Genomic DNA, 26,246 nt, shown 5'->3' with positions numbered 1-26,246 from the left:
TGCACCCCGGCGCTAGCGTGCGGCCGTGCCCGAGAACCTCCCCCGCCGCCGGGTGCTGGACCTGCGCGTGCACGCCCAGCAGCTCGGCCGGCCCGCGGGGTCGGTGGCCGGGACGGCGGTGCTCGACCTCGGCGTGCAGGACACCGGCCCGGACGGCGGGCGGTGGGCGCTGGCGCTGCGCGGCGTCGACGTCGCCGCCCTCGCGCCCGGGGAGCTGGTCACCGCCTGGACCCTCCGCGGGGCCCCGCACCTGTACCGGCGGGCCGACCTCGCCGGGGTCGTCGCGGCCACCGCCCCGTTCTCCGAGGCCGACGCGGCCAAGCGCATCCACGACGCGGCCCGGCCGCTGCGGGCGGCGGGGATCCCGGTGCTCACCGCCCTGGACACCGTCGCCGCGGCGATGCGCGCGGCCGTCCGGGAACCGACCGCCAAGGGGGAGCTCTCGGCCCGGCTGACCCGGGAGCTGCCCGAGCCGTACCTGCGGTACTGCCGGCCGTGCAGGGCCACCCACCCGTTCGAGCAGCCCTTCCGGCTCGCCGCCCTGCGCGCCGGGCTGGAGCTGGAACCGGGCACCTCCCCGCCGGTGCTCCGCCCGGTGCCGGGCCTGCGACCGGCGGCGGGGCCCCCGGCCGCCCTCGACGTGGTGCGCGGCTGCCTGCGGCTGCTCGGGCCCACCACCCCGGCCCTCGTCGCCGCCTACCTCGAGGCCCCGGTCGCCGACGTCCGGGCCCGCTGGCCGGAGGACGCCGTCGAGGTGGCCGCCGACGGGGCGCGGCGGTGGCTGCTCGCGGCCGACGCCGAGCGGGCAGCCGACGTCCCCGCCGCCGAGGGGGTGCTGCTGCTCGGGCCGTTCGACCCGTTCCTGCAGGCCCGCGACCGCGACCTGCTGGTGCCCGACGCCGAGCGGGCACGGCAGCTGTGGCCGGTGCTCGGCCGGCCCGGCGCCGTGCTGGCCGACGGCGAGCCGGCCGGGGCCTGGCGCCCCCGGGCGGGCGGACGGCGGCTGACCGTCACCGCCGAGCTCTGGCGGCGCCCGACCGCGCGGCTGCGGGCCGGCGTGGAGGAGGGGGCCGCGCGGCTGGCCGCGCACCGGGGGGTACCCCTGGCGGGGGTCGAGGTCACCGGCTGACCGGCGGCGGCACCGGCCACCGGGCGGGTACTGCCCCCGCGGGACCGAGGGAGGCGCTGGTGGACGAGCAGCTGGGCATCGGGTGGCCGCTGGCAGGTCTGGTCGTGCTGACGACCGTGGCGATGTACCTGACGTTGGTGCTCTGCGTCCGGGTGCTGGGTCAGCGGAGCCTGGCCACCATGTCGAGCTTCGACCTCGGCTGCGCCATCGCCCTCGGTGCCGTGGTCGGGCGGACGGCGCTGCTGGTGGACCCCACGCTGGCGGTCGGGCTGGTGGCCATGGTGACCCTGTTCGCCACCCAGATCGCCCTCGCCCGGGTCCGGCGCAGCCGGTGGGTGGACCGGCTGCTCAACCGGCCGCCGGTCCTGCTGATGGTGGGCAGCCGGCCGCTGCACGGGAACCTGCGCTCCAGCCACGTCGCCGAGGACGAACTCCGACAGCGACTGCGCCTGGCCGGCGTCCGGAACCCGGCCGAGGTCCGCTGCGTCGTCCTGGAGCGCAACGGCTCGGTGAGCGTCGTCCGCCGGGGCGAGCCGCTGGACCCCTGGTTGTTCTCGGACGTGCCGGGGATGGAGGCTCTCGAGGCGGCCGGGCCGGGTGGCCGCGCGACGGGCCGATGAAGGACGGGCCGATGGAGCGGGTGGCGGCCGCACCACGGCGCCCGGCCGGGATGCCGCTCAGCCGGCCAGCACCGCCCAGCCGTGCGCCGGCAGCCGCACCCGTGCCCCCGGCCCGGCGCCCACGACCTCGCCCTGCCCGGCCAGTGGCGCCCCGGCGCCCGGGGCGGGCAGCTCGGCCGGGGTGTCGGAGACGCTGAGCGCGACGACGAGCCGGCCGCCGTCGCCGCGGGACTCGTAGGCGAGCACGTCGTTGGCCAGGTGCAGCGGCGCGGTGCGGGCCGTGTGCAGCCACCGGTGCCGGCGGCGCAGCCCGATCAGCTCCTGGTGCAGCCGGTAGGTCGGCGCGCCCAGGGGGGAGAGCTCGCGCGGGCCGGCGGGGAAGGGCGGGCGGACGGCGTCGTCCCCGCCGGGCCGGTCCTCCTTGACCCCGCGGAAGGCGTGCTCGTCACCGGCGTAGACGACCGGCGTCCCGCCCACGGTCAGGAGCACGGCGAGGGCGTGCGCCAGGTGCCGCTCGTCGGTCAGCCGGCTCGCGATCCGGGTGACGTCGTGGTTGCCGAGGAAGGTGAGCGGCACGAACGTGTCGAGGAAGCCGTCGTGCCGGCCGAGGGCGTGGGACAGCTCGTGGAAGTTGCCGTCGTTGAGCGCGCTCCAGACGGCCTTCCACAGCTCGTACTGGGTCACCGAGTCCACGCCGGACTCCCGCACGAACGCCGGGTAGTCGCCGTGGATGACCTCGCCGGTGAGGTAGGCGTCGGGGTGGGCGGCGCGCACGCGCGGCAGCACGGTCGCCCAGAACCGCGGGGGGACGGCGTAGGCGGCGTCCAGGCGCCAGCCGTCGGCGCCGCGGGCGAGCCAGTGCGTCATGACGTCGGTGACGAGGTCGGCGACCGCCGGCTCGTCGTGGTCGAGGGCCACCAGCCGGTGGTGCCCCTCGAAGGTGTCGGCCCGCGGTTCGCCGCCCGGCTGCGGCCAGGACACCCGGAACCACGACGCGGTCGGCGCCGAGGGCCCCTGCTCCACCACCGCGCGGAAGGCCGGGTGGCCGCGGCCGACGTGGTTGAAGACGCCGTCGAGCAGCACCCGCAGGCCGCGGGCGTGCGCGGCGGCGAGGAGTGCGTCGAGGTCGGCCTCGTCCCCGAGCCGCGGGTCCACCCGGAAGTGGTCGACGGTGTCGTAGCCGTGGGTCTCGGAGGCGAACACCGGCCCCAGCAGCAGCCCGGAGGCACCGAGCTCGACGGCGTGGTCCAGCCAGGGCTCCAGGCGCGGCAGCCGGTGGGTGACCTCCGCGGGAGCCCCCCCGGTCGCTCCGCGCTCGGCCCCGAGGAAGCCCAGCGGGTAGACATGCCACCAGACGGCGTCCTGCACCCAGCCCGGCACGGTCCTCCCCACGGTCGCCCTGCGCGTCCCCGGCCGACCCTAGCCCGGCGCCCCGCGGCGGGACCGCCGCACCGGGCCGGGCCTTCCGACGGTGGATGTCTCAGCGCTAAGGTATCTGGCCATGAGTGCGCCGCCCCGTCGGGTCCGCATCGGCATCGACACCGGGGGGACGTTCACCGACGTCGTCGCGGTGGACGAGGAGACCGGGCAGACCACCACCACCAAGACACCGTCCACCCCCGCCGACCCGGCCGAGGGGTTCCTCGCCGGGGTCCGCAAGGTCCTCGGCCTCATGGGCCTCCCGGGCGAGGCGGTCACCGCCGTCAGCCACGGGACGACGGTCGCCACCAACCAGCTGCTCGAGGGCAGGCTCGACCGGATCGGGTTCATCACCACCGAGGGCTACGAGTCGGTGCTGGAGATCGCCCGGCAGTCGGTGCCCGACGGCTACGGCAACAGCTACTTCTGGGTCAAGCCGCCGCGGATCGTCCCCGCCGACCTGGTCCGCACCGTGCGCGGCCGGCTCGACGTGCACGGCGAGGAGGTCCGGCCCCTCGACGAGGACGACGCCCGCGCCGCGGCCCGCTTCTTCGCCGACGCCGGCATCTCGACGATCGGCGTCTGCTTCCTGCACGCCTACGCCAACGACGCCCACGAGCGGCGGGTGCTCGAGGTGATCCGCGAGGAGCACCCCGAGGCCGTGGTGAGCATCAGCTCCGAGGTGCTGCGCGAGTACCGCGAGTACGAGCGCTCGGTGACCACGCTGGTCGACGCGGCGGTCAAGCCGAAGGTCGGCGCCTACGTCACCAACATCCGCCGCCGGCTGGACGAGATCGCCCCGGGCGTGCCGTTCTACGTGATGAAGAGCAACGGCGGGGTGCTCTCCGCCGGCGAGGTCGTGCACCAGCCGATCACCACGATGCTCTCCGGCCCGGCCGCCGGCGCCCTGGGCGCGGCGCTCATCGCCGGGACGGCGGGCTTCGACCGGGTGCTCACCTGCGACGGCGGCGGCACCTCGACCGACGTCACCGTGGTCGTCGACGGCGAGCCGACGCTGACCACCGAGGGCTCGGTCGGCGACTACCCGTCCAAGATCCCGATGATCGACGTGGTGACCGTGGGCGCCGGCGGCGGCTCGATCGCCTGGCTGTCCCCGGAGGGCACGCTCAAGGTCGGCCCGAAGTCCGCCGGCGCCGACCCGGGCCCCATGTGCTACCCGGACGGCGGCGACCAGCCGACCGTCACCGACGCGCACGTCGTCCTCGGCCGGATCCCCCCGCACCTGCTCGGCGGGGAGATCCCGCTGTCGGTCAACGCGGCCCGCGCCGGCCTGGAGCAGCTCGGCGGCAAGCTCGACCTCTCCCTGGAGCGCACCGCGACCGGCATCCTCGAGATCTCCGCGTGGAACCAGGCCAACGCCCTGCGCCAGGTCACCGTCGCCCGCGGTCTCGACGTCCGCGACTTCACGCTGACCACCTTCGGCGGCTCCGGGTCGCTGCTGGCCTGCCGGCTCATGGACATCCTCGGCCTGCCGCGGACGCTGGTCCCGCCGAACCCCGGCAACGTCAGCGCGTTCGGACTGCTCACCGTCGACGTCCGCAACGACCACGTGCAGACCTCGGTCCAGCGGCACACCGACCTCGACCTGGACCGGGTGCGCGCCGTGTACGCCGACCTGGAGGCGCAGGCCGCCGCCGCGCTCGACGGCGAGGGCTTCGGCCGCGACCAGCAGCGGGTGCAGCGCACCGCCGACCTCCGCTACGTCGGCCAGGCCTTCGAGGTGCGGGTGCCGGTCCCCGACGGGGAGCTGGACGCCGCGGCCGCCGAGCAGGTGGCGCAGGCCTTCCACGCCGCGCACCGGCAGCTCTACGGCTACGACTTCGCCGACGACCCGCGCCAGGCCGTGGAGTGGGTCAACCTGCGGGTGAGCGGGATCGGCCCGATCCGCCGTCCCGACATCGTGGAGCTCCCGCCCGCCGACGGCGGGACGGACCGGGCCGTCACGGGCTCGCGCCGGGTCTTCTTCGAGGCTCTGCAGTCGTCGTCCTCCGGTGGGGACGACTGGGTGGACACGCCCACCTACGACCGGACCCGGCTGGCCCCCGGCGACGTGGTGACCGGACCCGCGATCGTCGAGGAGTTCGGCTCCACCGTGCCGGTGCACCCCGGCTTCGCCGCCACAGTCGACGGCTACGGGAACCTGCTGCTCACCAAGGAGACCGACCGATGAGCCCCTTCCCCACCGGCACCCTCACCGACGGCGAGGTGCAGGCCGACCCGGTGCTCGTGGAGATCGTCGCGGGCACGCTGGCCGCGATCGAGAAGGAGGTGGAGACCTCCATCGGGCGCACCTCGCGCTCGCCGATGATCCGCGACGCGCACGACTTCCGGGCCGGCATCCACGACCGGAAGCTGCGCAAGCTCACCGGGCGCTCGTACTCGGCGCTCGTGCACCCCGTGGTGCGGGACTACCCGATCGAGCAGATGAACGTCGGGGACGTCTTCTTCCACAACGACGTCTACCTCTCCGAGGGCGGGATCGGGCACCTGCCCGACCTCTGCGTCACCGTGCCGGTGTTCGCGCACGTGGACGGCGAGCAGCGCGTCGTCGCGTTCATCCAGGCCTTCGGCCACCACGACGACATCGGCGGGGCCGTCCCCGGGTCGATGCCCTCGGCGGCGACCAGCGTGTACGAGGAGGGCCTGATGGTCCCCCCGATCAAGCTGTGGGACCGCGGCGTGCCGAACGAGAGCGCGCTGAAGATCATGACCCGGAACTCGCGGATGCCCGACTCGCTGGCCGCCGACCTCGACGCCGAGTGCTCGGCGTGCCTGGCCGGTGCCCGGCGGCTCGGCGAGCTGTTCGACCGGTACGGCGTGGCGGCGGTCGAGGCGTGCTTCGACGCGATCCTGGCCGGCTCCACCGAGGTCTACCGGCGGGAGATCCTCTCGCAGATCCCCGACGGCACCTACGTCTGGGAGGACTACGCCGAGCACGACGGCGTCGAGGAGCCGCAGCTGCACCGGCAGCGGATCACGCTGACCATGGACTCCTCGAAGGAGACGCCGCTGGTCATCGACTTCACCGGGACCGGCCCGCAGGCCAAGGGCCCGATCAACCACTGCGGGGACTACGCCGACGGCAACTTCCTCAAGAAGTGGCTGGCGCCCATCCTGCGCAACCTGGCCGAGACCCCGGAGCGCATGGCCGAGCTCGACGTCAACGAGGGCGTCGTCCCGCTGATCGAGATGCGCTTCCCGGAGAAGGGCACGCTGCTCACGCCCGTCTTCCCGGCGCCGACCAACGCCCGGACGTTCGTCATCCTGCGGCTGCTCGGCGTGCTCGCCGGGGTGCTGGCCAAGGCCACCGGGGGGCGGATGCCGGCCGACCAGGAGACGATCCGCTACACCGGCGTCTACGGCACCGACGCCGAGGGGCAGCCGTACCTCATGCGCGAGGTGCTCGGCGGCGGCTCGGGCGGGCGGTACTACGCCGACGGCGAGGACACCATCCACGTCGTCCCCGACTCGCGGAACCTGCCCACCGAGTTCACCGAGGGGCGCTTCCCGCTGCGGGTGGAGCGGCTCGGCCTGGCCGTCGACTCCGGCGGCCCGGGGCGGCACCGCGGCGGCTGCGGGTACGAGAAGCACATCCGGGTGCTGCGCGACGCGCACTTCATGTCCATCGCCGACCGCTCGATCCTGGCCTGCTGGGGCGTCAAGGGCGGCAAGGCGGGGCGGCCGTTCCAGATCACCGTGGACCCGGGCGGCCCGGACGAGCACGAGGTCGACGCGCTCGCCGACGCCGAGCCGCTGAAGGCCGGGACGGTGGTGCGCATCCGGACGACGGGCGGCGGCGGCTGGGGCGACCCCCTCGACCGGCCGGTCGAGGAGGTGCTGCGGGACATCGCCTGGCGCAAGGTGTCGGTCACCGGCGCCCGGGAGGACTACGGCGTCGTCGTGCGGGACGACGGCTCGTGCGACGAGGCGGCCACCGAGGAGCTGCGCGCGTCGGTGCGGGCCGCCCGCACCGGGGACGAGCCGTTCTTCGACCGCGGCCCCGGCTACGCCACCCTCTCCGGCGGCGCGGCCTTCAACGAGTTCGACCTGCTGTAACCAGAAGTCCGTATCCCGCGATCATGGCGCGGTGACCACTCCGGGCGCTCCCGGGCGGTCACCGCGCCATGATCGTCCGAGGGGTCAGCCGCCGCCGGGCGTCGGCCCGGGCTCCCCCGGGCTGCCCTCCCGGCTCTGCTCCTCGACCTCGCGGGCGGTGCCGTGCAGGTCCTCCGCCTCGCCGCCGGCGGCCTTGCCGCTCGGGGTGGCGGTCACCTCGTCGGCCGGCCCGGTGCTCTCGGTCATTCCTGCCTCCCGTCATCGGTCCCGTGACCTGCCCCACCACTGTGCGCGCGGTCGGCCGCCGCTGCAGCCCCTCGCGGGCCGCCGGGCACCGTCAGGTGTCGGTGCCCAGGTCGGTGCTGCCGGGTTCCGGCTTCACCTCGTCGCCCGTGCGGCCCTCGTCGCCGCGGTGGTCGTCCTCGACCCCCTCGACGCCCTCCGGCCGGTAGGGGGTCTCGGCGAGCACGTCCTCCCTCGCCTTGTCGCGGTCGGTGCCCGGTACCTCGCTCATGGGGGCCTCCTCGTCGTCGCGTGCCGGACCCCTACCCAGCCGACACCGCCCGCGATCACGGCCCGGCGACGCACCGGCCGGACGTTCCTCCGCCGCTCCGCCGAGCGACCGCACGTGTCAGACGCGTGACGAAGGCACCGACCCCGCATGGCTCCCCCCGAGCCCGGCAAGCCCTTGCGTGCACGCATCCGAGGCGGCCCCGCGCGCCCCGGGGGGAGATCCCCCGGCCGCACGGCGGCCGCCGCGACGCGAGAGGACTGATGACATGCGACTCAACCGCACGCGGATCGCCGGCATGACCACCGCAGGGATGCTGGCCCTCGCCCCGTTCACCCTGGCCGCCTGCGGCGAGGAGACCACCGGCGCCGAGCAGGGCGCCAGCGTCCAGGACATCCAGGAGGAGGACACCGGCACCCTCGCCTACGAGGGTGCCTACGACAGCGCCTTCTACGGCGACATCGACAGCTACGTCGGCGAGCAGGTGACGGTCTCGGCGGAGGTCAACGAGGTGCTCGACCAGCAGGCGATGACCATCGCCGGCACCGACGGCGAGGTCGAGCCCCTGCTGGTCGTGGGCGCCGGCGACACCTCGGCCTACCAGAACGGCGAGGCCGTGCAGGTGACCGGCACCGTCGAGCAGAACTTCGTGCTCACCGACGTCGAGGACGAGCTCGGGGTCGATCTGACCGACGACCTCTACGCCGACTTCGAGGGCGAGCCGTACGTCATGGCGAGCAGCGTGGACAGCTCGGTGCCCAACACCGAGGAGTGACCCGGCCGCCCGGGTCCCGCGAGCCGGTGACGAGCCCGCTCGCGGGACCCGGGCACCACCGCCTACTGCTGGAAGGCCGCCACCGAGCGCTGCAGTTCCTGCGAGGTGCGGACCAGGCCGGCCGCGGCCGCCTGCATGGCCCCGATGCCGGCCGAGGTCTCCTGGGCGCCCCGGGCCACCTCGGCCACCGTCGTGGCGATCGAGCGGCCGCTGCCGGCGGCCTCGCTGATGGACCGGGTCATCTCGGCGGTGGTGGCGGTCTGCTCCTCGACGGCCGAGGCGATGGTGAGCTGGAAGTCGTTGATCCGCCCGATCACCTCGCTGATCCGCCCGATCGCGGCCACCGCTCCGGACGTGTCGCCCTGGATCGCCTCCACCCGCCGGGCGATGTCCTCGGTGGCCTTGGCCGTCTCCTGGGCCAGCTCCTTGACCTCGTTGGCCACCACCGCGAAGCCCTTGCCGGCCTCCCCCGCCCGCGCCGCCTCGATGGTGGCGTTGAGCGCCAGCAGGTTCGTCTGCTCCGCGATGCTCGTGATCACCTTGACCACGTCCCCGATCTCCCGCGAGGAGTCCCCGAGCCGGGTGATCGTCGAGGTGGTCGCCTCCGCCTCGGTCACCGCCTGGGCCGCCACCCGTGCGGCCTCGGTGGCGTTCTGGCTGATCTCCCGGATCGAGGTCCCCATCTGCTCGGCACCGGCCGCCACGGTCTCGATGCCGCCGCTGACCTCCGCGGCCGCGATCGAGACGCTCTGCGCCTGACCGGTGGAGCGCTCGGCGGTGCCGGCGATGGTCTCGCTGGTCGCCGACACCGTCTGCGCGGACCGCTCGAGCAGCCGCGAGGCCCGCGAGACGCCGGCCACCACGTCGGAGACGTCGGAGAGGGTGGCGTTCAGCGCGGTCGCCAACCCGTCCAGCTCGTCGCCGGTCCCCCGGGCCGGGAGACGGCGGCGCAGGTCCCCGGCCGCCAGGACGTCGGTCATCTCCCGCAGCGGGCGGGTGATCGTCCGGGTCACCAGCAGGGAGAGCAGCACGATGGCCAGGACCACCGGCAGCGCCCACAGGGCCATGTCCAGCAGCTCGGCGCGGAAGGCCCCGTCCAGGTCGGCCACGTACAGCCCCGACCCGACGACCCAGCCCCAGGGCTCGTACCCGGCGACGAAGGAGACCTTCGGCTGGGGGTCCTCCTCACCCGGCTTGGGCCACAGGTAGGACACGAAGCCGCTGCCCTCGCGCTCGACGACGTCCACCATCTCGACGAACAGCCGGGCCCCGGTGGGGTCCTCGGTCCGGGAGAGGTCCGTGCCGTCCATCTCCGGCTTGATGGGGTGCATGACCATGGTCGGGGTCATGTCGTTGACCCAGAAGTACTCCTCGCCGGAGTACCGCAGCTCCCGCAGGGCCGCCGTGGCCGCCTGCTGGGCCGCGGCCCGGGTCAGCTCACCCGCCTGCTCGCGGGCGCCGTAGGACGCCACCACGCCGAGCGCGGTCTGCACGGCCGCCTGGGCCGTCTGCCGCTGCTCCTGCTCGATGGTCTGCCGCACCTGCAGCGCACCGATGACCGCGACCGTGGCCATCCCGACCACCGCCGCCACCACCAGGGCGAGCAGCCGCGTGCCCACCCCCGCGCTCCGCAACCACCCGCGCATGTCCCCGCCCCTGTCGTCCGACCGTGTGACAGGGCATCGGCAGGCGGGCGTGGCACCTCCACGCGAACGGAACAGGATCGTACGTCCCGGCCGCGCGGGACCCCGGTCACCGGCGGCGGAGCAGCTCGGCGGTCCGGGGGTCCGCGGGCAGGAAGGCCTCGACCGACAGCTCGGCGGCGGTGAGGTCGACGGCGGTGCCGAAGGTGGTCACCGTGCTGAGGAGGGACAGGACGTCGTCCCCGTGCGCGAGCCGCAGGGGGACGGCGATGCCGTCCGGGGGCCGCCGGTCGGTGCCGCCGGGCAGCGCGGCCAGCTCCCGGTGCAGCGCGGCCAGGGCGGGGTCGGCGGTCAGGTGCGCCTCGCGGGCCAGGCGGGTGAGCAGGTGGGTGCGCCACTGGGGCAGGTTGCGGATGCGCGGCGCCAGCCCGCGCGGGTGCAGGCCGAGCCGGAGCACGTTCACCGGCGGCTCGAGCAGCTCCGGCGCGACGCCGTCGGTGAGCAGCGCGACGCTCGCGTTGGCGGCGACCAGGTGCCAGCCCCGGTCGACGGCCAGCGCGGGGAAGGGCTCGTGGGCGGCGAGCACGAGGTCCACCGCCGCCCGGACGGCGGCCATGCCCGGGTCGTCCAGGCGGCGCCGGGCGTAGACGGGGGCGAAGCCGGCCGCCAGCAGCAGCTCGTTGCGCGCCCGCAGCGGGACCTCGAGCTGCTCGGCCAGGTGCAGCACCATCTCCCGGCTCGGCCGGGACCGGCCCGTCTCGACGAAGCTCAGGTGCCGCGCGGACACCCCGGCCTCGCTGGCCAGCCCCAGCTGGGAGAGCCGTCGGCGCTGCCGCCAGTCCCGGAGCAGCTCCCCCACCGGCGGTCGCGTCTCGACGGCGGTCACGGCGGGGACGCTAGCGGCGGACGGCGCCGGCGTCGCCTACCCCGGAGGTAATCGACCCGCCCCCGCGGCGGGGCCACGGTCCTCCCATGACCACGACCACCACCGCCCCCGTCCCGCTGCTGCGCCCGGCGCTGCGGCTCGACGCCGTCGTCACCGGCCTCAACGGCGCCGGCTACCTCCTGGCCGCCGGCCCGGTCGGCGACCTGCTCGGCCTGCCCGCCGGGTGGCTGCGCGGCGCCGGCGCCTTCCTGCTGGCCTACGCCGTCGCCGTCTGGCTGGTCGCCGACCGCCCGGCCGCGCCGGCGGTCCGCACCGTGATCGCGGCCAACGCCCTGTGGGCGGCGGCCGGCCTCGCGGTCGCCCTGACCGGCGCCGGCTCGCCCACCACCGCCGGTACCGCCTGGATCGTCCTGCAGGCCGCCGTCGTCGCCGCCTTCGCCGCCGCGCAGGCCGCCGGCCTGCGCCGCCGCTGACCGCACCCGCACCGCACCGCACCGCTACCCACCACTGAGGAGGACCCCGTGACCGCCACCCCGGACCTGGCCGAGCGCTACCTGGCCGCCTGGAACGCCACCGACCCCGCCACCCGCCGCACCCTCGTCGCCGAGCTGTTCACCGAGGACGTCCGCTACACCGACCCGCTGGTCGACGTCCGCGGCCGAGCGGACCTGGAGGCGACCATCGCCGCGGTCCAGGACCGCTTCCCCGGCTTCGCGTTCCGGCTCGCCGGGCCGGCCGACGCCCACCACGACCAGCTCCGTTTCACGTGGCACCTCGGCCCCGACGGGGACGGCGCGGCGCCCGTCACCGGCTCCGACGTCGCGGTGACCGACGGCGACGGGCGGATCCGCACCGTGCTCGGGTTCCTCGACCGGGTGCCGGCCTGACCCCTCACCCGCGGCGGCGGCGCCACCGGGGCCGCCGCGGGGGGGCGGGCGGCTCCGGTGGCGGCGCGGGCGCCGGCGGCGGGCGGGTGGCCCGCCAGTGCGCGACGAGCGCCTCGGCGTCGGCGAGCCCGGGGACGACGTCCGGCCCCTCCTGGGGACGCCGCCACTGCTGCTCGACCCGGGCGTTGAAGGAGGCCACGAGCGCGCGCACGGCCGCCTCCGACGGCAGGCCGGCGACCCGCCCGGGCAGGTCGTCCCGCTCCCGGCGCAGGGCCATCCCCGGCGGCAGCAGGTCGCGGGGGTCGGCCTGCTGCCGCCGCGCCCAGTCCAGCGCCCAGTCGTAGCTGGTCTGCTCGCGCCCGCGCCGGGGCAGCGGGCGGCCCGCGCCCTCCAGCCCGTCGAAGTCGCCGCGCTCCAGGCCGCGGCGGATCTGGCTGTCGACCCAGGTCTCGAAGGACACCCCGGGCGGCTTGCGCTCGGTCACGCCGTCCCCGCTACCCCGCCGGCCCCGCCGTGCACCGGGGTGGCCTCAGGCGGCCCGGCGGAGGGTCCGCAGCGCCCCGGTGACCCGGGCCAGCTCGTCGAGGAACTGGGCGAAGAAGGGGATGGACACCGCCTCGACGACCGGCGTCATCCGCAGCGCGCCGAGCACCGGCTTGAGCGCCGCGGCCGCGCGCAGCCCGGCCGGGACACCGCCGTAGGTCACCAGGCCGGCGGCCTTGTCGGCCCACTCGGCGGAGAGGTGGTCCAGCGCGTTCTTCAGGGCGCCCGGGAAGGAGTGGTTGTACTCGGGGGTCACGAACGCGAACGCGTCGGCGCGGGACACCGTGGCGCTCCAGTCGCGGGTGTGCTGGTGCTCGTAGCGGCCCAGCCGCGGGTGGTGCGGCTCGTCGAAGAGCGGCAACCCGACCTCGGCGAGGTCGACGAGCTCGACGTCGAAGCCGCCGTGCGCCCCGGCCGCCCGGGCGAGCCAGCGCGCCACGGCGGGGCCGTGGCGGCCGGGGCGGGTGCTGGCGGCGACGACCTGCAGGACCGGACGCGTGGACGAGGGCACGGGCGCTCCTTCCGGGGGACGTTCTCGGGAGGAGCCAACCGGGGTCCGCGTCGGCCGCTTCCGGGTGTGGCGCACCCCGCACCCGTCAGCCGAGCCGATCGGTCAGCCAGCCGGCCGCCTGCGCGGCCGCCTCCGGTGCCCCCAGCGAGCGCAGCAGCAGGAGCCCGTCGAGCACGGCGAGGACCCCGGCCGCGGCGGCCTCCCGCTCCCCCGCGGGGACGTCGACCCGCTCGGCCAGCCACGACCGCCAGGCGCCGGCCACCGCGGCCGCCACCGCCGCGAACGGCTCCTGCCCCCGGGCGGCCAGCCCGCTCACCTCGAGGTAGAGCCGCAGGTGCGCCTCGGCCGCCGGGTCGCGCAGGACCCGGTCGGCGTCGGCCACGAGCGCCGCCGGCGGCACCGGCCGCTCCGGCAGGCGCGCGGCCAGCCCCGACCGGAGCTGCTCCCCCACCACGTCGAGGACGGCGACGAGCAGCTGCTCGCGGGTCCCGAAGTAGTAGAGCAGCATCCGGTCGCTGGTCCCGAGCGCCCGGGCCAGCGGCCGCAGCGACAGGGTGGCCACCCCGTGCTGCAGCACGTGGCGCACCGCGCCCTCCAGGAAGACCGCGCGCTGCCCGCCACCCGTTGCCCCGCTCATGTAGCGGACGCTACATTAGCGGTGTTGTAGCAACTGCTACAGAGGAGGAGGGGACGATGGAACGGTCCGAGGTGCCGACGCGGGTGGGGCCGGTCCCGGTGCGGGCGGCGGGGACGGGGCCGACCGTGCTGGCCGTGCACGGCGCGCTCGTCGACGGCCGGCTGTGGGACGGCGTGGCCGAGCGGCTGGCCCCGCACGCGCGCGTGCTGCTGCCCGACCTGCCGCTGGGGGCGCACCGCCGGGCGGTCCCCGACCGGAGCCGGCTGACCCCGCCCGACCTGGCCGGGGCGGTCCTCGACGTCCTGGGCGCGGTGGGTGCGGACACCGCGGTGCTGGTCGGCAACGACACCGGCGGCGCGCTGGCCCAGCTGGCGGTGGCCGCGGCCCCGCAGCGGGTCGCGGGCCTGGTGCTGGCCGGCTGCGACGCCTTCGAGCACTTCCCGCCCCCGCTGCTGCGGCCGCTCCCGCGCCTGGCGGCGGTCCCGGGGGTGACCCGGCTCGTGGTTCGCACCTTCGCCGTCCCGGCCCTGCTCGCCGACCCGGGCCGGTCCAACCTGTTCAGCCGCCGGGGCCTGGGGCGCCCGCTGGTCGCCGACCTGCTGCACCCGGCCCGCACCGACCGCGCGGTGCGCGCGGACCTCACCGCCCTGCTGCGGACGGTGCGGCCGGAGCCGCTGCTGGCCGCGGCCGGGGCCCTGGGCTCGTGGGGCGGGCCGGCGGCGGTGGTGTGGGGGCGCCGGGACCGCGTCTTCCCGCCCCGGGACGCCGTCCGCCTCGCCGGGCTGCTCGGGACGACGGTGACCTGGCTGGACGACGCCCTGACCTTCGTCCCGGTCGACCGCCCGGACGCGGTGGCCGACGCCGTCACGGGGGTGCTGGCCGCGACGGCCGCCTGACGTGGGCCCCGGTGCCGGCGCCCGACCGGGGCCCGGGCCGCCGCCCCCGATCCGTTGCCGATCCGTGCCTTGACCTGCGGCGGGACTCCTGCGGGGCTCCGACGGCGGCGCGGAGCGTGGCGACCCGCCCCGATCGGGTGACCCCGGAGGCCGGCGGGCCTGCGGGGCCCCCGACCGGGCCCCAGGCTGTCCGGCGTGCCGCTCTCCGTCCCGGGGTTGCCCGACCTGCCTCCCGAGCTCGCGGGCCCGGTCGCGGTGCAGCTGGCCAAGCCGGTCCGCGACCTCCCGCACGCCGGCGCGCTCCCGGGCGGGGTCCTCTACGAGCCCAAGTGGGACGGCTACCGGCTGGTCGTCGTACGCACGGCCACCGGCACCCGGCTGTGGTCCAAGCAGGGCCGCGACCTGACCGACCGCTTCCCCGACGTGGCCGCGGCCGCCCTGGCCCAGGTGCCCGCCGGCGCGGTGGTCGACGGCGAGGTCGTCGTGTGGAACGGCTCCCGGCTGGACTTCGGCCTGCTCCAGCGCCGGCTGGTCACCCCGGCCGGCCGCATCGCCGCCCTGGCCGCCACCGCCCCGGCCTCCTACGTCGCCTTCGACCTGCTCGCCGCCGGGGGCGGCGACCTGCGGGACCGGCGGCTGCGCGAGCGCCGGGCCGCGCTCGAGGAGCTGGCCGCCCGCTGGGCACCGCCCCTGCAGCTCTCGCCGGTCACGACCGACCCGGCCGAGGCGGCGCGCTGGTCGGCGGAGTGGCGGGCGGCCGGGGTCGAGGGCGTGGTCGCCAAGGGGGCCGGCACCCGCTACGCGCCCGGGCGCCGCGAGTGGCTGAAGGTCAAGTCGTGGGAGACGACCGAGGTGCTCGCCGGCGCCGTGATCGGCCCGCTGGACCGGCCGTCCCAGCTGGTCGCGGGCCGGCTGCGGCAGGGCGAGCTGGTGGTGGTGGGCCGCACCGGCCCGCTGTCCCCGGCGCAGTCGGCCGAGCTGGCCGCCGTCCTGCGGCCCGCGCCGGAGGACCACCCGTGGCCCGACCGGATCGGCACCGGGCGCTTCGGCGGGGGCCGGCTGGCGGTGCCGATCACGCGGGTGGCGCCCGACGTGGTCGTCGAGGTCAGCGCCGACGCCGCGCTGCAGGCGGGGGTGTTCCGGCACCCGCTGCGGTTCGTCCGCGTGCGCCCCGACCTGCACCCGGAGGACCTCCCCGGCATCTGACGGAGTGCGAGGGCGCGGTTCCCGCGTCCCTGCCGCTCCGGTGCGGTCAGGGGCGTTGCGGCAGCCGGCCGAGGGCGACCAGCAGCCGGCGCAGCAGCCCGGCCAGCTGCTCCCGGTCCTCGGCGGTGAGCCCCTCGAGCAGGCGGCGCTCGGTCTCCAGGTGGTCGGGCAGCGCGCCGTCGAGCGCCCCCCGGCCCGCCTCGGTCAGCGTGACGACGACCGCCCGGCCGTCGGCCTCGCTGCGCTCCCGGGTGATGAGCCCCTTCTCCTCGAGCCGGTCCAGCCGCTGGGTGATCGCCCCCGAGGTCACCAGCGCGGTCCGCATGAGCGCGGTCGGGGTGAGCTGGTAGGGCGGTCCGGCGCGGCGCAGCGCCGCCAGGACGTCGAAGGACGGCGCGTCGAGGCCGTGCCGGGCGAACGTCGCCCGCTGGGCCAGGTGGACCTCGCGCTGGGCCTGGGTGATGCGCCCGATGACGCCCATCGGGCTGCAGTCCAGGTCGGGGCGCTCGCGGGCCCACTGCGCGAGGATCAGGTCGACGGCGTCCTGCCCGCCCGGCGCGCTCACGGCAGGTCCAGCCCGGCGAGGTGGTCGGCGAGGGTCCGGGCCGGGCGGCCGAGCAGCGCCTCCAGCACCCGCGGGCTGCCGGGGAAGCCGTGCGCCCGGTAGTGGCCCAGCATGAGCCGCAGGCAGCGGGCGGCGTACGGCTCGTCGGCGGGCGGCCGCTCCGGCGGGACGTCGACCGCCCGCACGGGCCGCCCGACCCGCGCGGCCAGCGCCTCGGCCACCTGCGGGGCGGTGAGCGGCCGCGGGCCGGCGGCCTCGAACGTCCCGCCGTCCAGACCGTCCTCGGTCAGCAGGACGGCGGCGGCCTCGGCGACGTCCCGGAGGTCGACGAACGACTGCCCGCGGGTCAGGCCCCACGTGCTGCGCAGGACGCCGGTGCGCGCGGCCTCGGCGAGCCCGGCGTCGAGGTTGGCCGAGTAGGCGCAGGGCTGGAGCACCCGCCAGCCGGGCAGCCCGGCCGCGTCGAGCGCCTCCTCGGCGCGGTCCTTGGCCGCATGGTGCGGCATGGCCCGCACCTGGGGGCGCAGCACCGAGTGGTACACGACGCGGGGGACGCCGGCCCGGCGGGCGGCGGCGAACAGCGCGGCGGCGCCCTCGGCCTCCCCGGGGGAGAAGTTGGGCCAGATCAGGTAGAGGGCCTCGGCCCCGGCCAGCAGCGGCTCGACCCCCGCTGCGTCGGTGAGGTCGGCCGCGACCACCTCGGCACCCGGTGCCGGCGCCGGCCGGGGGGTGCGCACGACGGCGCGCACCGGCCGGTCCCGGTCGCGCAGCGCCCGGACGACCGCGGCTCCGGTCGTCCCCCCCGCCCCCGTCACCACGATCACACGAGATACCTCAGCAGTGAGATATCTCCGGCGTCAAGGTCGCCCCCCGCACCGCCGCCGTGAGCCGGACGGTGAGCCCCGCCGGCGAGGGCAGCAGGTCCACGGTGTCGAACAGCTTCCGGGCCAGCCACAGGCCCATGCCCCCGCGGGCGAGGTCGTCCCCGTGCGCCGGGCGGAACCCGGCCAGCGGGTCGCCGAAGGAGGTCCCGGCGTCGGTGACCGTGCAGACCAACTCGCCGTCGCCCACCCACAGGCGCGCCGAGACCGGCCGGCGGCCGTGCCGGAAGGCGTTGGCCGCGACCTCGCTGATCCCCAGGTGCAGGTCCTCCCGCTGCTCGGCGTCCGGCACGTGCCGGTCGAGGGCGGCACCGAGCCGGTGGCGCAGGTCGGGCAGGGTCGCCGCCTCGTCGACGGCGAGCACCGGTGGCCGGTCCTGCAGCGGGTCGTGAGCCGTGGACAGCGCGGCGATGAACCGCTCGGGCTCCTCGAACTCGGCGCTGGCCGCCCACGCCCCCGACCGCAGCACCTCCGGGTGCGTGGCGGTCGCGCCGGCGAGCACGTCCGCCGGCAGCCGCCGGCGGTCGTAGAGGCACAGCGCCGACACCCCGCTACCGGCCATGAACCGGTTGCAGGCCGACTCGAACCGCTGGCCCTCCCGCCGGCCGGCCGGCCGGTCCCCGAAGTCGACGAGGGCCAGGATGCGCAGCCGCCCGGACCCGCGGCCGGCCGCGGCGGCGGCGAGCTCCCGGGTGCGGCCCAGCGCGTCGGGCGCCCGCGCGCCGAGCAGGCTCAACGCCTCGTCGACGACCACCGACGCCGCACGGTCCCCGAGCGCCGCCCGGACCAGGTGGGTGACCTCTGCCGGGCAGGTGAGCGCGACGCAGTCATCGGCCCGCAGACCCGCCTCGACGAAGGGCAGCGCGGTGGCCAGGACCTCCCGGTCCGAGCCGACGAACCCCACGGCGTGCCGGAAGCCCCCGGGTGCGGCGGCTCCCGGTGCAGGGCGGACGGGCGGCGTGGTGTGCGCGTCCACCGCCTGGTCCACCGGCCTCGTCCTCCCCACGGCCGGAGGGCCCGGCCGATCCACCATTGTGGGACACCCCCCGGCGGGACCACCGCGGGGGCCTGCGCCCGGGCGCTCAGCGGGGCGTGGCAGCCCCCGTCGGGTCCTCCCCGACCCCGGCCAGACCGAGTATGCGGTACGGCGCGGTCCCCGGCTCCGCATCGACCCGGAGGGCCACGCCGAGCTCACCCGCACGGGCGAGGGCGGCCAGGACCACGCCGACCCCGGCGCTGGCCAGGTGCGTCGTCGCGCGGAGGTCGAGCACCGCGGTGGAGCCGGCCGGCAGCGCGGCCAGCCGGGCCAGCAGCCCGGCGCCGAGGCCCTCGGCTCCGGCCAGGTCGACCTCACCGCGGACCTGCAGCCGCAGGCCCCCGGCGTCGCCGTCGTCGGTGACCACGAGGTCGGCGGTGCCCTCCGGTGGCCCCGCGCCCGGGCTGGCCGGCCGCCGGCGGGTGGGCGGGCGCTCCGGGCCCGGGGCGACCGGCACCCGGAACCGGACGGTGGTGCCGGCCGTCCCGCCGCCCTCCCCGGCGCGGTCGACCGCGACGTCGGTGCCCAGGGCGGCGATCAGCTCCAGGCCGCGGCCCCGGAACCCGCGGTCGGCCGGCGGTGGCCGCCAGGCGCCGCCGTCGGTCACCTCGACCCGGACGTCGCCGTCGCCCTCCCGCGCCAGCCGGTAGCTGCACCAGCCGTCGCCGGAGGGGTAGGCGTGCTCGACCGCGTTGGCCAGCGCCTCACCGAGGGCGAGCTGCAGGTCGTCGGTGGTCTCCTCGGGCAGCCCCCCGGCGGCCGCCCAGGCCGCCACCCGGCGCCGCACCCCGGCCAGCCGGACCGGGTCGGCCGGCAGCCGTCCGGTCAGCGGCGGGGGCAGCAGCCGGGCGGCGATGAGCGCGACGTCGTCGGGCTGATCGGTGTCCGCGAGCACCTCGGCCAGCAACCGGGCGGTGAGCCGGCCCGGATCGGCGTCCGCGTGCCGGGCGGCCACCGCCTGCACCCGCTCCAGGCCGGTGTCGAGCACCTCGCCCCGCCGCTCGACCAGGCCGTCGGTGTAGAGCAGCAGGGTCGCACCGACCGGCAGCGTGCCCACCCCGTCGCGGTAGGGCGGCCGCCCGGGGACGCCGAGCACCGTCCCCGCCCCGGCACCGTCGAGCAGCCGGGTGCCCTCGCCGGTGACCAGCAGCGCCGGCGGGTGGCCCGCCCGCGCCCAGCGGACGGTGCCGGCCGCCGCGTCGAGCAGCACCACGGCGGCCGTGGAGGCCAGCGCGCCGGGCAGCCGGCCGGCGAAGCGGTCGAGGACCTCCAGCGCCTCGGCGGGCCTGCAGCCCTGCAGCAGCGCCGTCGAGAGGGCGCTGCGCAGCTGGCCCATGACGGCCGCCGCGGCCGGCCCCTGCCCGACGACGTCGCCGACGGCGATGGCCACCGCGCCGTGACCCATGTCGACGACGTCGTACCAGTCACCACCGGCCTGCGCCCCCTCGGCGCCCGGCAGGTAGTGGGCGGCCAGGGCGAGCCGCTCGAAGCGCGGCAGGCCGGCCGGCAGCAGGGACCGCTGCAGCGTCTCGGCGATCCGCCGCTCGGCGCGGTGGAGGCGGGCCCGGTCGAGGGCCTGGGCGCACTGCTCGGCGACGGCCAGGAGCATGGCGCGGTCGGTGGGCGGCACCCGGCGGGGGGCCGGCCACGCCACCGAGACCACGCCGACCGCTCGGCCGGCGACCACCAGCGGCAGCCCGACGCACGCCCCGAGCCCGTAGCCGCGGATGCTCTCGGCCAGCTCCGGGGCCAGCGCGGGGTCCTCCGGCGTCGCGGTGGCGTCCTCGACCCACAGCGCACGCCGCTGCTGGACCGCGGCCGGCCCCACCAGGGGCGCGGTCAGCGGCAGGGTCTGCCAGGCCCGCCGCCCCTCCTCGCTGGCGCCGTCGATCTCCAGGGCGGTCAGCGCCCGGTGCGAGTCGTCGAGCTCGTAGACCGCCACCCGGCTCGCGTCCCCGGCCAGCGCCCGCACGTGCCCGGCGGCGGCCGCGGCGACGGCCACGGGGGTGGTCGCCGCGGACAGCTCGGCGGTCACCCGCTGCAGCAGGGCCAGCCGCCGGGCCCCGGCGCGCTCCTCGGCCAGCAGGATCGCGTTCTGGACGGCCAGCGCCGCCCGCGCGGCGATCTCCTCGACCAGGCGGCGGTCCTCCGCGTCGTAGCGCCGGCCGTGCGGGCGGCGGGCCAGCCCCAGGACGGCCAGCACCCGCCCCCGGACGGTGAGGGGCACGGCCATCCCCGAGCCCACCGCCAGCGCGTCGGCGAGCCCCGGCCGGTCCACCGGCGCCGGCGGGAGCTGGTCGAGCAGGATCGTCCGGCCGGTCGCGACCACCTCGGGGCCGAGCCCGCTGGCCGGGTCGACCGCGGTCATGGCCGCCTCGGCGGCGGCGTCCAGGCCCGCGATGCCGGCGAACCGCAGCCGGCCGTCCTCGCCGACCACCCGGACGGTGCACAGGTCACCGACCCGGCGGTCGACCAGCAGCCGGGCGAGCGCGCCGAGCTGGCCGTCGAGCACCATGTCCCGGTCGAGCGCCGCGCCGACCTCGGCCAGCAGCGCCTGCCGCTCGCTCTCCCGGTAGCGGACGTCGATGTCGGTGCAGACGGCCATGACGCCGCCGGCCGGCTCACCGGGCACGGGCGCCGCCCGCTCGAGCACCCAGTGGTAGGTGCCGTCGGCGCGCCGGAGCCGGTACTCGACCTCCCAGCCCACCCCCTCGGCGCGGGCCGCGGCGACCGTCCCCTCGTAGCCGGCGAGGTCGTCGGGGTGGACGCCGGCCCGCCACCCGTCGCCGAGCTCGGACCCGGGGTCCCGCCCCGTGAAGGCGGTCCAGCCGGAGTTGACGAACACCCGGCTGCCGTCGCCGTCGGCGAGCCAGACGAGCGCCGGCGCCAGGTCGGCCAGGGCGGTGAAGCGTTCCTCGGCGGTCCGCCGGGCGCGGCCGAGCTGCACGTGCGCGTCGACCCGGGCGAGCAGCTCCTGGGCGCTGAACGGCTTGACGAGGTAGTCGTCGGCCCCGGCGGCCAGCCCCTCGACGGCGGCCTCCTCCCCGGCGCGCGCGGAGACGAGCAGCACCGGGACCCGGGCGGTCCGGGCGTCGGCCCGCAGCGCGGCCAGCAGCTGCATGCCGTCCAGCCCGGGCATCATCACGTCGCTGACCACCAGGTCCGGCGGGTCGGCCAGCGCCGACGCCAGCGCCGCCCGGCCGTCGGCGACGGTGCGGACGGCGTGCCGGCCGGCCAGCAGGCGCGTGACGTACTCGCGCATGTCGGCGTTGTCGTCGGCGACCAGGACCCGCCCGCCGGGGGCCTCCCCCGGCGCCGGCTCGGCGGCCGGGCCCTCCTCGGCCGCGCCGGGCAGCCAGCGCAGCGCCTCGGTGACGAACGGGACGGCGGCCGGGGAGACGGCCGGGCCGCCGGGGGCGGCGTCGGCGACGCGGTCGGGCGGCAGGTGCCCGGAGCCCAGCGGCAGCGTGACGGTGAACGTGCTCCCGGCGCCGAGGGCGCTCTCGGCGGTGATCGAACCGCCGTGCAGCCCGACCAGCTCGCGCACCATGGCCAGGCCGATGCCGCTGCCCTCGCCGGACCGCCCGCGGGCGTCGGCCACCCGGTGGAAGCGCTCGAACAGCCGGGGCAGCTCCCCGGCGGGGACGCCGGTGCCCGTGTCGCGCACCGTGAGCCGCACCGCGTCGCCGTCGCGCCGCAGCCGCACCGCGATACCGCCCTCGAAGGTGTGCTTGAGCGCGTTGGACAGCAGGTTGAGGACGACCTTCTCCCACATGTCCCGGTCGACGTGCACCGGCACCCCGAGCGGCGGGCAGTCCACCTCGTAGGACAGCCCCGCCCGGGCGACCGCCGACCGGAAGACGCTGGCCAGCTCGGCGGTCGTCGCGGCGAGGTCGACCGGCTCGTAGCGGGCCTCGACCCGCCCGGCCTGGATGCGGGAGAAGTCCAGCAGCGTGTTGACCAGCTTGCCGAGCCGGGCGGCGTTGCGCTCGACGACGTCGAGCTCCTCGCGGGCCCCCGGGTCGGCCGCCAGCGCGGGGTGGTCCCGCAGCTCGGCGACCGGACCCTGGATGAGGGTGAGCGGGGTGCGGAACTCGTGGCTGACGTTGCTGAAGAAGTCGGTCTTGGCGCGGTCGAGCTCGGCGAGCGCCTCGGCGCGGCGGCGCTCGGCCTCGTGGCTGCCGGCGTTGACCAGCCCCGCGGCGACCTGGCCGGCCAGCAGCTCGAGGAAGCCGCGGTAGTCGTCGTCCCACCGGCGGTGCGGGTTGAGCCCGACCACGAGGAACCCCGCGGCGTCGGCGCCGGCGCTGGCCCCGGCCACCGGGAGCGCGACCGCCTGCTCGGGCGGGCGGTCCCAGGCCCCGGTGGGCAGGTCGGGGAACCGGGCCGCGACGTCCTCGACCAGGACCACCTCCCCCGCGCGCAGCCGCGCCACCGGCCACTCCTCCGCCGCGGGCGCGGCGGCGCCGGGCGGCAGGCCGGACGTGCAGCCGAGCCGGGCGGACCCGTCCGGCTCCAGGAGGTACGTGGCGGTGACCGGGAGGTCGGCGGGGTTGCGGGCGAGCTGGTCGGCGACGGCGGCGAGCAGGTCGGCCCCGGTGCGCGCGGTGGCCACGGCGGCAGCCAGGTCGCGCAGGGTCGCCATCCGGCGCTCCCCGACGACCCGCCGGGTGTTCTCGGTGACCACGCAGAGCATGCCCGCGGGGCGACCGTCCTCGCCGGCCAGCGGGCTGTACGAGAAGGTGTGGTAGGTCTCCTCGGGGTACCCGCTGCGCTCGAGGAGGAGCATCAGGTCCTCGTCCCACGTGGCCACGCCGGTGTCCAGGACGGATCGGATCCGGGGTCCGATGTCGTCCCAGATCTCGGCCCACATCTCGTGGGCCGGGCGCCCGAGCGCCCAGGGGTGCTTGGCCTGCAGCGTGTCGTGCCGGTAGGCGTCGTTGTAGAACGCGGTGAGCTCCGGCCCCCACGCCGCCCACATGGCGAACCGCGACGTCAGGACGATGCGGACGGCGTTGCGCAGCCCGGCCGGCCAGGTGCCCGGCGCGCCCAGCGGGGTCGCCGTCCAGTCCCGGGCGGCCATCGCTGCGCCGAGCTCGCCGCCGCCGTCGAAGAGCCCGGACGCATCCCCGGTCACGCCCGCATCACGACCGGATCGTAGGTGCCCCCGTCCCGCCCGGCCCGTCGCGGCTCAGGCCGGGCGCCCGAGCCGGGCCAGCCCGCCGCGGTCCAGACCGGTGGCCGCGCGCACCTCCTCCTCGCCCAGCGCGCCGCAGTCCAGCCCCCGCAGCACCACCCCGGCCAGGGCCCGGGCCGTGGCCGGCTCGTCGAGCACCTCCCGGTCGGTGCGCTCGCGGTAGGCCACCAGCCGCTCGGCGGCCGCGGGCAGCGCGGCCCGGAAGAAGGCGTAGGTGGCCGCGTAGCGGGTGACCAGCTGCGCGGGGTGCAGGTCCCAGCCCTGGTAGAGCCCGCGCTCCAGCGCCCGGCGCACCAGCCCGCCGTGCCGCCGCCAGCCCGCCTGCACCTGCGCGCGGGAGCCCACCGGCAGCACGTTGGTGGAGCCGTCGACCGCCCGGGCGGCGGTGCCCGCGACGGCGACCTGCACCAGCCCCTTGGCCAGGTCGGCGGCCGGGTGGTCGGGGGACTGGTGCGCCGCGGCGATGCCGAGCGCGGCAGTGTAGTCGTAGGTCCCGTGGTGCAGGCCGGTCAGCCGGGGGCCGGCGGCGTGCACCAGGCGGGCGACCGCGACCGCGCCGTCGGCGGCCACCACGGCCTGCGGGGTCTCGACCTGCAGCTCGAGGTCGACGGCCGGCCCGTGCGCGGCCTCCAGCGCGTCGAGGACGGGCAGGAACGCGCGCACCTGCTCAGGGTCGCTGACCTTGGGGAGCGTGACGGTGACCCGCTCGGCCACCCCGGCCAGCCCGCCGAGGAACAGGTCGAGGCTGCGGACGCCGCGGCGCCGGGTGCGCTCCTCCAGCGAGCCGGCGCGGACGCCCACCACCGGCGGGGCGGTGCCGGTGCGCAGGTCGGCGGCGACCGCGGCCGCGGCGGCGCGCACGTCGTCGTCCTCCCGCTCCCGGGGACGGCGGTAGCCGTCCTCCACGTCGACGCGGAGGTCCTCGACCGGCTCGGCGGCCAGCTTGGCGCGGACCCGCGGCAGGACCTCCTCGGCCAGGGCCGGGTCCAGGCCGAGGTCGGGTGGGCCGTGCTCATCCAGGGCGGCCAGCGCGGCCGCCCCCCAGGACGCGGCCAGGCCCGGGACGACAGCGTCGGCCGGCACGTAGCAGGTGTGCACCGGCTGCCGGCCGGGCCGCTCGCCGGGGTAGGCCGCCGCGCGGGCGGCGTCCACGGGGGCCAGCCGCCGGTCCAGCTCGGCGTAGACGTCCTCGGGCAGGGTCATGCCTCGGTGCCCCCGAGGAGCTCGTAGGCGGGGAGGGTGAGGAAGTCGGGGAACTCGTCGGCCAGCGCCACCTGCTCGAACAGCCGCCGGGCGTCGTCGAGCCGCTCGAGCGCACCGATGCCGGCGGCCTGCTCGTCGACGACGCGGCGCACAAGCTCCCCGGTCACCGTCTCGCCGGTGTCCAGCTCGACGCCCTCGTGCACCCACTGCCACACCTGCGAGCGGATGGTCTCGGCGGTGGCGGCGTCCGCCACGAGCCCGTGGACGGCGACCGCCCCGTCGCCGCCCAGCCAGGCGGCCAGGTAGCGGAGGGCCACCTCCACGTCCGCGCGCAGCCCGGCCATCGTGCGCTCCCCGGGCACCCCGGCGACGTCGAGCAGGTCGGCGGCGGTGACGGCGACCCCCGGGCGCCGGTCGAGCTGGTCCGGGCGATCGCCGAGGACGGCGGCGAAGGCCTCCCGGCAGACCGGCACGAGGTCGGGGTGGGCCACCCACGACCCGTCGAACCCGTCGGCGGCCTCGCGGGCCTTCTCCTCCCGCACCCGGGCCACGGCCCGCTCGTCGGCCTCCGGGTCCCGCCCGTCGGGGACGGCCGCGGCCAGGCCGCCGATCGCCACGGCCCCCCGCCGGTGGCAGACCTCGACCAGCCGGTCGGCCCAGGCCCGCATCATCGGTGCCGCCGCGGTCACGGCCGCGCGGTCGGGGAGCACGAAGCGCGGGCCGGCCTCGCGGAAGACCTTGCTGACGCTGAACAGGTAGTCCCGGCGGCCGGCGGCGAGCCCGGCGGCGTGGTCGCCCAGGGCGTGCAGGATCTCGTCCATCTCGAACGCCGCCGGGACGGTCTCGACGAGCACCGTGGCCCGGACCGACCCCGCCGGGAGGTCGAGGGCCTGCTCGGCGGCGTCGAGCACCAGCTTCCACAGCGCGGCCTCGAGGTGGCCCTCCAGCTTGGGCAGGTAGAGGTGGGGCCCGCCGCCCCGGTCGAGCTGCTCCCGGGCGTTGTGGAACAGGTGCAGCCCGGCGTCGACGAGCGCACCGGCGCACGGCCGGCCGTCCACCAGCAGGTGCCGCTCGGGCAGGTGCCAGCCGCGGGGCCGCGGCGCGATCGCCGGCCGGGCGGCGTCCGCGCGGCCCGGGTGCTCCCGGCCCCCGGGCGGGGTGCGCACCGGCGCCCGGCGGACGGCGTCGCGCAGCACGACCTGGCCGCCGACGACGTGCCGCCAGTGCGGGGTGGTGGCGTCCTCCAGGTCGGCCACCCACACGTCCGCCCCCGAGGCGAGCGCGTCGGCCGCCGTCCCCGGGCCGGCCGGGGCGAGCAGCTCCACCCGGCGGTCGACCAGGCCCGGCGGTGGCGGGGGCACCTGCCAGTCGCCGTCCCGGATGCCGGCGGTCTCGGGGCGGACGTCGAGCCACCGCGCGGCGGCGATCTCGGCCCGGCGGGTGGCGCGGGCGGCCAGCAGCGCCTCGCGCTGGGCGCCGAAGCGGGTCTGCAGGGCGGCGACGAACGCCAGCGCCTCCGGGGTGAGCACCTCCTCGGCGCGCTCGACCGCCGGACCCGCCACGCGCACGTCGACCATGCTGCGCACCCTGCCGCACGCGACCGGACCCCGCCGCACCCGGTGCC

At 77.4% G+C, this 26,246-nt stretch carries 23 protein-coding genes; 9 read left to right on the top strand and 14 right to left on the bottom strand.

Features of this window, described 5'->3' with window-relative positions; translation table 11 throughout:
• The first annotated feature begins 25 nt into the window (after positions 1 to 25).
• Together ACI8AC_RS05850 and ACI8AC_RS05845 are read left to right on the top strand one after the other, a co-directional pair.
• Positions 26 to 1,129, top strand: coding sequence for a DNA glycosylase AlkZ-like family protein (locus ACI8AC_RS05850; RefSeq protein WP_456896095.1), 1,104 nt, complete (start codon positions 26 to 28; stop codon positions 1,127 to 1,129).
• 59 nt (positions 1,130 to 1,188) lie between these two features.
• Positions 1,189 to 1,749, top strand: coding sequence for a DUF421 domain-containing protein (locus ACI8AC_RS05845; RefSeq protein WP_456896093.1), 561 nt, complete (start codon positions 1,189 to 1,191; stop codon positions 1,747 to 1,749).
• Between the two features lie 57 nt (positions 1,750 to 1,806).
• Here ACI8AC_RS05845 and ACI8AC_RS05840 read toward each other — a convergent pair whose 3' ends face one another.
• Positions 1,807 to 3,129 (bottom strand): alpha-amylase family glycosyl hydrolase, encoded by a 1,323-nt coding sequence (locus ACI8AC_RS05840; RefSeq protein ID WP_456896091.1) that lies wholly within the window; start codon positions 3,127 to 3,129, stop codon positions 1,807 to 1,809.
• A gap of 121 nt (positions 3,130 to 3,250) precedes the next feature.
• On the opposite strand from ACI8AC_RS05840, the gene ACI8AC_RS05835 reads away from it, so the two are divergent.
• Both ACI8AC_RS05835 and ACI8AC_RS05830 read left to right on the top strand, forming a co-directional pair.
• Positions 3,251 to 5,359: a hydantoinase/oxoprolinase family protein gene (locus ACI8AC_RS05835; protein ID WP_456896089.1), complete on the top strand. Its 2,109-nt coding sequence runs from the start codon at positions 3,251 to 3,253 to the stop codon at positions 5,357 to 5,359.
• Positions 5,356 to 7,245: a hydantoinase B/oxoprolinase family protein gene (locus ACI8AC_RS05830; RefSeq protein WP_456896087.1), complete on the top strand. Its 1,890-nt coding sequence runs from the start codon at positions 5,356 to 5,358 to the stop codon at positions 7,243 to 7,245. Before ACI8AC_RS05835 ends, ACI8AC_RS05830 begins: the two co-directional genes overlap by 4 nt.
• Before the next feature lie 84 nt (positions 7,246 to 7,329).
• Here ACI8AC_RS05830 and ACI8AC_RS05825 read toward each other — a convergent pair whose 3' ends face one another.
• Both ACI8AC_RS05825 and ACI8AC_RS05820 read right to left on the bottom strand, forming a co-directional pair.
• The gene (locus ACI8AC_RS05825) at positions 7,330 to 7,491 is read right to left on the bottom strand and encodes a hypothetical protein (RefSeq protein ID WP_456896085.1); all 162 of its coding nucleotides are present in this window, start codon (positions 7,489 to 7,491) and stop codon (positions 7,330 to 7,332) included.
• Positions 7,492 to 7,582: 91 nt separating this feature from the next.
• Entirely contained in the window at positions 7,583 to 7,759 is a 177-nt protein-coding gene (locus ACI8AC_RS05820; RefSeq protein WP_456896084.1) for a hypothetical protein, read from the bottom strand.
• A 265-nt stretch (positions 7,760 to 8,024) separates the two neighbouring features.
• Between ACI8AC_RS05820 and ACI8AC_RS05815 the strand changes: the two genes are divergently transcribed.
• Entirely contained in the window at positions 8,025 to 8,531 is a 507-nt protein-coding gene (locus ACI8AC_RS05815; RefSeq protein ID WP_456896082.1) for a hypothetical protein, read from the top strand.
• Between the two features lie 62 nt (positions 8,532 to 8,593).
• On the opposite strand, the gene ACI8AC_RS05810 is transcribed toward ACI8AC_RS05815, so the two are convergent.
• Positions 8,594 to 10,150, bottom strand: coding sequence for a methyl-accepting chemotaxis protein (locus tag ACI8AC_RS05810; protein WP_456896080.1), 1,557 nt, complete (start codon positions 10,148 to 10,150; stop codon positions 8,594 to 8,596).
• Positions 10,151 to 10,283: 133 nt separating this feature from the next.
• Complete coding sequence (locus ACI8AC_RS05805; protein ID WP_456896078.1) at positions 10,284 to 11,060, bottom strand: helix-turn-helix domain-containing protein; 777 nt, start codon at positions 11,058 to 11,060, stop codon at positions 10,284 to 10,286.
• Between the two features lie 86 nt (positions 11,061 to 11,146).
• On the opposite strand from ACI8AC_RS05805, the gene ACI8AC_RS05800 reads away from it, so the two are divergent.
• A complete protein-coding gene (locus ACI8AC_RS05800) occupies positions 11,147 to 11,533 on the top strand; it encodes a hypothetical protein (protein WP_456896076.1) in 387 nt (128 codons plus the stop codon).
• A gap of 48 nt (positions 11,534 to 11,581) precedes the next feature.
• Positions 11,582 to 11,947 carry a nuclear transport factor 2 family protein gene (locus ACI8AC_RS05795; protein WP_456896074.1) on the top strand — a complete coding sequence of 122 codons (366 nt, stop codon included), beginning with the start codon at positions 11,582 to 11,584 and terminating at the stop codon, positions 11,945 to 11,947.
• A gap of 4 nt (positions 11,948 to 11,951) precedes the next feature.
• Here ACI8AC_RS05795 and ACI8AC_RS05790 read toward each other — a convergent pair whose 3' ends face one another.
• The 3 genes from ACI8AC_RS05790 to ACI8AC_RS05780 form a co-directional block, all read right to left on the bottom strand.
• Positions 11,952 to 12,431 carry a DnaJ family domain-containing protein gene (locus ACI8AC_RS05790; RefSeq protein WP_456896072.1) on the bottom strand — a complete coding sequence of 160 codons (480 nt, stop codon included), beginning with the start codon at positions 12,429 to 12,431 and terminating at the stop codon, positions 11,952 to 11,954.
• Between the two features lie 45 nt (positions 12,432 to 12,476).
• Positions 12,477 to 13,001 carry an NADPH-dependent FMN reductase gene (locus ACI8AC_RS05785; RefSeq protein ID WP_456896070.1) on the bottom strand — a complete coding sequence of 175 codons (525 nt, stop codon included), beginning with the start codon at positions 12,999 to 13,001 and terminating at the stop codon, positions 12,477 to 12,479.
• A gap of 85 nt (positions 13,002 to 13,086) precedes the next feature.
• Entirely contained in the window at positions 13,087 to 13,638 is a 552-nt protein-coding gene (locus tag ACI8AC_RS05780; RefSeq protein ID WP_456896069.1) for a TetR/AcrR family transcriptional regulator, read from the bottom strand.
• 56 nt (positions 13,639 to 13,694) lie between these two features.
• Between ACI8AC_RS05780 and ACI8AC_RS05775 the strand changes: the two genes are divergently transcribed.
• Together ACI8AC_RS05775 and ACI8AC_RS05770 are read left to right on the top strand one after the other, a co-directional pair.
• Positions 13,695 to 14,534: an alpha/beta fold hydrolase gene (locus ACI8AC_RS05775; RefSeq protein ID WP_456896067.1), complete on the top strand. Its 840-nt coding sequence runs from the start codon at positions 13,695 to 13,697 to the stop codon at positions 14,532 to 14,534.
• A 195-nt stretch (positions 14,535 to 14,729) separates the two neighbouring features.
• Complete coding sequence (locus tag ACI8AC_RS05770; protein ID WP_456896065.1) at positions 14,730 to 15,740, top strand: ATP-dependent DNA ligase; 1,011 nt, start codon at positions 14,730 to 14,732, stop codon at positions 15,738 to 15,740.
• A 46-nt stretch (positions 15,741 to 15,786) separates the two neighbouring features.
• Here the strand turns inward: ACI8AC_RS05770 and ACI8AC_RS05765 are convergent, their stop codons facing one another.
• The 6 genes from ACI8AC_RS05765 to ACI8AC_RS05740 all read right to left on the bottom strand — a co-directional run bounded on the left by ACI8AC_RS05765 (position 15,787) and on the right by ACI8AC_RS05740 (position 26,199).
• The gene (locus ACI8AC_RS05765) at positions 15,787 to 16,305 is read right to left on the bottom strand and encodes a MarR family winged helix-turn-helix transcriptional regulator (RefSeq protein WP_456896063.1); all 519 of its coding nucleotides are present in this window, start codon (positions 16,303 to 16,305) and stop codon (positions 15,787 to 15,789) included.
• The gene (locus ACI8AC_RS05760) at positions 16,302 to 17,129 is read right to left on the bottom strand and encodes an SDR family oxidoreductase (RefSeq protein WP_456896061.1); all 828 of its coding nucleotides are present in this window, start codon (positions 17,127 to 17,129) and stop codon (positions 16,302 to 16,304) included. The genes ACI8AC_RS05765 and ACI8AC_RS05760 overlap by 4 nt, the downstream gene beginning before the upstream one ends.
• Positions 17,130 to 17,139: 10 nt before the next feature.
• Positions 17,140 to 18,174, bottom strand: a complete 1,035-nt coding sequence (locus ACI8AC_RS05755) for an anti-sigma factor RsbA family regulatory protein (protein WP_456896059.1) — start codon at positions 18,172 to 18,174, stop codon at positions 17,140 to 17,142.
• 94 nt (positions 18,175 to 18,268) lie between these two features.
• Complete coding sequence (locus ACI8AC_RS05750) at positions 18,269 to 23,359, bottom strand: SpoIIE family protein phosphatase (protein WP_456896057.1); 5,091 nt, start codon at positions 23,357 to 23,359, stop codon at positions 18,269 to 18,271.
• A 54-nt stretch (positions 23,360 to 23,413) separates the two neighbouring features.
• The gene (locus tag ACI8AC_RS05745) at positions 23,414 to 24,622 is read right to left on the bottom strand and encodes a DUF6986 family protein (protein WP_456896055.1); all 1,209 of its coding nucleotides are present in this window, start codon (positions 24,620 to 24,622) and stop codon (positions 23,414 to 23,416) included.
• Complete coding sequence (locus ACI8AC_RS05740) at positions 24,619 to 26,199, bottom strand: malate synthase (RefSeq protein WP_456896053.1); 1,581 nt, start codon at positions 26,197 to 26,199, stop codon at positions 24,619 to 24,621. Before ACI8AC_RS05740 ends, ACI8AC_RS05745 begins: the two co-directional genes overlap by 4 nt.
• Between the last annotated feature and the right edge of the window lie 47 nt (positions 26,200 to 26,246).

Source organism: Geodermatophilus sp. SYSU D00758 (assembly GCF_054049955.1).
The sequence above is the reverse complement of the archived record's forward strand: the minus strand, read 5'-3'. Positions and strand labels throughout refer to the sequence as shown.